This is a genomic window from Pontibacter sp. HJ8 (assembly GCF_054824225.1).
Window position 1 is genome coordinate 1 of the sequence record NZ_JSYF01000291.1, and the last position, 3,832, is coordinate 3,832.

At 48.9% G+C, this 3,832-nt stretch carries 3 protein-coding genes; 2 read left to right on the plus strand and 1 reads right to left on the minus strand.

The features are described from left to right. Positions 1-344: 344 nt before the first annotated feature. Both OB13_RS13315 and OB13_RS13320 read left to right on the plus strand, forming a co-directional pair. Positions 345-863: a flavodoxin family protein gene (locus OB13_RS13315; protein WP_461490659.1), complete on the plus strand. Its 519-nt coding sequence runs from the start codon at positions 345-347 to the stop codon at positions 861-863. 4 nt (positions 864-867) lie between these two features. Beyond that, positions 868-1,245, plus strand: a complete 378-nt coding sequence (locus tag OB13_RS13320; protein ID WP_461490660.1) for a hypothetical protein — start codon at positions 868-870, stop codon at positions 1,243-1,245. 49 nt (positions 1,246-1,294) lie between these two features. On the opposite strand, the gene OB13_RS13325 is transcribed toward OB13_RS13320, so the two are convergent. Next, positions 1,295-3,487 carry a glutamine synthetase III family protein gene (locus tag OB13_RS13325; RefSeq protein WP_461490661.1) on the minus strand — a complete coding sequence of 731 codons (2,193 nt, stop codon included), beginning with the start codon at positions 3,485-3,487 and terminating at the stop codon, positions 1,295-1,297. Positions 3,488-3,832: the final 345 nt, after the last annotated feature.

Sequence of the window (3,832 nt, forward strand, 5' to 3'; positions counted from 1 at the left end):
CGGTATCCATGGTATCCACGGTTGTCATAGACTGCACCCGGATCGGATGGTTTCCGCCCATCGGCACATCCCCGATGTTCACCACAATGGTCTCTCTGCGTTTGTATTCTGTCAGGCTGGGACTATAGTTCTTGTTCATAAAAAAGCGTAAGCGATTGCTTCTTTCTCTTAACTAATGTTAGGCCTGCTTTGTTCAACAGGCACTCCCCGTAAATTTAGCACCATTATTTTAAAGAGTGGCAAGTCCGCTAACTTTTGTAAATTAGTCTGACCAACGACGCAGTATAGGAAGCCTATACCTGAGCAGGTATGCTGGCAAGGTATAGGCACAAAGTTTTGTTTCCATGACAGAAAAACCTTTGATCATTCTCGGCAGCTCCCGCAAGGCAAGTGATACCGGCAGGCTCGTCAGGTCCTTGTTTACCAGCGACACTGCTACCATTGCGGATCTCCTCGACTACACGATTAGCCATTACAACTACGATCATGCATACCCGGCGCAGGATACCTACCTGGAACTGGTAGAGCTGATGTTGCAGCACCAAAAAATCGTATTTGCCACACCCGTCTACTGGTATGCCATGAGCGGGTTGATGAAAGTGTTTTTTGACAGGACGACCGATATTGTGACGGTAAAAAAGGAAATCGGTCGCAAGATGAAAGGGAAAGAAACTTACCTCCTGGCTGTAGGTGCCGAAGAAGTGCTTCCCGAAGGCTTTCAAGAACCTTTCCGGCTGACCTCAGCCTACCTGGATATGACCTTTCAGCAAAGTTTTTACTGTAGAACGTCAGAAATAAACGTTAAAGGAGATGCGGCGGCGGCTTTTCTGGAAAGCATTTCAGCTCCGGTTCATAAATATTAGAAAGATGATGATACACATGAGTGCTTTTATTCCGAAGAACGCAGACATGAAACTGAAGTCATTGCTTCAGTGGAGCCGTCTGCGTCAGGGACAACTGAGCGAAGCCATCTACATTACCAAAGACACGGTGCTGGGCTTCCTGAAGCGGCAGATCGAACGGGGCAACTGGCGTGAGGTGCAGGAAGTGCTGAAAGGAAAACCGATGTCACATGCAGGGCGCTTCCTGCTGCATGAGCTCCGCCACAAGGTCGTGCATAGCCTGATCATGCGGATGGGGCTACGTAAAGTGATCGCTGTAGCCATCGCAGTCGTACTTCTCCCCCTGATCCTGGCTAAGGTGGCCGGTGAAGTCGTCAGCTGGGCCAGAAGCAAGCAATACTGAAAAGAGCACCCGGTGTGGGTGCTCTTTTCAGTTAAAAACTTTCTCAAAACTAGCGTCTGAACATCAGCTCACGGTATTTCACCAGTGGCCAGTCTTCATCGTCCACCATCAGTTCAAGCTTATCTACGCTGGTTCGCACCGGCTCAAAGTAGCTCAAGACTTTCTCATTGTAAAAGATTGCGCGATCCCGTACGTTCTCAATTTTATTTGCCACTTTCCGTGCCTGGATCATCTCTACCGTATTGACTTGTATGTTCCGAATGTGTATTGAAATTCGTTTGATCGATTCAAGCGTGGTCTGCGTGTACTCATCTTCCAGCCCCAGCTCTTTCAGGCCACGGATGTTCTGGATGAGCTTGTTCTGGTAAGCAACCGCTGTCGGTATGACATGGTTCATGGCCAGGTCACCCATTACCCTGGATTCGATCTGGATCTTCTTGATGTAATCTTCCAGCAAGATTTCGTGGCGGGCACAAATTTCGATATGCGAGAACACGCCATGGCGGGAAAACAACGCCTTCACTTCATCCCGCTCATATACATCGAGGGCAAGCGGTGTTGATTTGATATTGGAAAGGCCACGCTTAGCAGCTTCTTCCTCCCACTCCTTTGAGTAGCCATTGCCTTCGAAGCGAATAGCTTTGGAAGCTGCTACATACTCGCGCAGCACCTGGATGATCGCCAGTTCCTTCTTCATGTCCTGTTTTTCGATCAGCTCGTCCACGGACTTACGGAACTCCATCAACTGGTCCGCTACAATTGTATTGAGCACAGTCATAGAAGAGGAGCTGTTGGCAGAGGAGCCCACTGCCCGGAACTCAAACTTATTTCCTGTAAAGGCAAATGGTGAGGTACGGTTACGGTCTGTGTTGTCGCGCAGGATTTCCGGGATCTTGTCTATACCCAGTTTCAGGTACATGTTGTCCCCTTTTTCCATCGGCACCTTTGCCGTGCGCTCCAGTTCTTCGAGTACAGCTGTGAGTTGCTGCCCCACAAACACCGACATAATAGCTGGCGGCGCTTCGTTGGCACCCAGGCGATGGTCGTTGCTGGCAGATGCAATGCTGGCCCGCAGCAGGTCCGCGTGCTTATGTACGGCTTTGACGGTTGTGATGAAAAACGTCAGGAACTGCAGGTTCTCTTTCGGTTTTTTGCCCGGGGCCAGCAAGTTGACGCCTGTGTTGGTGCTCATGGCCCAGTTATTGTGCTTGCCACTGCCATTTACGCCTTTATAGGGCTTCTCATGAAGTAATACTTTAAAGCCATGGCGCTCTGCTACCCGGTCCATGATGTCCATGAGCAGCTGGTTGTGATCTACGGCCAGGTTGGCATCCTCAAAAGTGGGAGCACACTCAAACTGGTTAGGTGCTACCTCGTTGTGACGGGTGCGCACCGGTATACCCAGCTTCAAAGCCGACTTTTCGAAGTCCACCATAAAGGCGTGTACACGGCTCGGAATTGAACCGAAGTAGTGATCTTCGAGCTGCTGTCCTTTGGCCGGGGCGTGACCGAACAAGGTACGGCCGGTCATCATCAGGTCCGGACGAGCTTCATACAGAGCACGGTCCACCAAGAAATATTCCTGCTCTATACCCAATGTGGTATTTACTTTAACAACTTCCTTATCAAAATACTGGCATACCGGAACAGCGGCCTGGTTGAGCAGGTAGAGTGATTTAAGCAAAGGCGTTTTGTAGTCAAGCGCCTCTCCGGTATAGGAAACGAATATGGTAGGGATACAAAGCGTTCGGGTACCGGCATTCTCGATCAAAAAAGCAGGTGAAGAAGGATCCCAGGCGCTGTAACCACGGGCTTCAAACGTGTTGCGTATGCCTCCGCTTGGAAAAGAGGAAGCATCGGGCTCCTGCTGCACCAGTGCACTGCCCTTAAAACTCTCTATGGCCTCTCCTTCACTGGTCAGGTCAAAAAATGAGTCGTGTTTCTCGGCAGTAGAGCCGGTCAGCGGCTGGAACCAGTGTGTATAGTGGGTCGCGCCTTTCCCCATCGCCCAGGTTTTCATGGCAGCTGCAACGGCATCGGCCAGGTGGCGGTCTACTTTCTCTCCGGCATCAATCGTGCTGCAAAGCCTCTTGAAATTCTCGGTAGACATCGTAGCGCGCAAGGCAGAAAAGCCAAACACATTTTCGCCAAAATAATCTGAAATCTTGTTGGTAGGCACTACTACCTCACCAGCTTTACGCTGGCTTACCAGCTCAAGCGCTTTAAATCGAAGAATAGCCATGGTTTGTAAGGATAAGGTATAAGATTTTACCAAAAGTAGAGAGAAAAATAATACGTTGTTTCAGATGGGGTATAAAATTTTAGGGGGTATTGCGAAGTATTTAGCAAAAATCTTCAGCCCCCCCTTATAACACAGGGGGGTATTGTTTTATTTTGCTTTTTTTACTCTGTTATATTATAATCCTCTACCAGATAGTTGCATGAATCATCTTCTTGATCCGGGTGTTTACAGGAGCAAGACTTATGTCGTATATTTGCTACTGTGAAACGAAGCTTACTGTACCAGCCACTTTACTTCCTGTTTTGGGTATGCTATTTTATAGTAGCAAGAGCTATTTTCTTACTC

What these genes read in the sequence shown, in the direction of transcription:
- OB13_RS13315 (WP_461490659.1), top strand. Translation starts at nt 345, where the DNA reads ATGACAGAAAAACCTTTGATCATTCTCGGCAGCTCCCGCAAGGCAAGT.
- OB13_RS13325 (WP_461490661.1), bottom strand. Translation starts at nt 3,487, where the DNA reads ATGGCTATTCTTCGATTTAAAGCGCTTGAGCTGGTAAGCCAGCGTAAA.
- OB13_RS13320 (WP_461490660.1), top strand. Translation starts at nt 868, where the DNA reads ATGATGATACACATGAGTGCTTTTATTCCGAAGAACGCAGACATGAAA.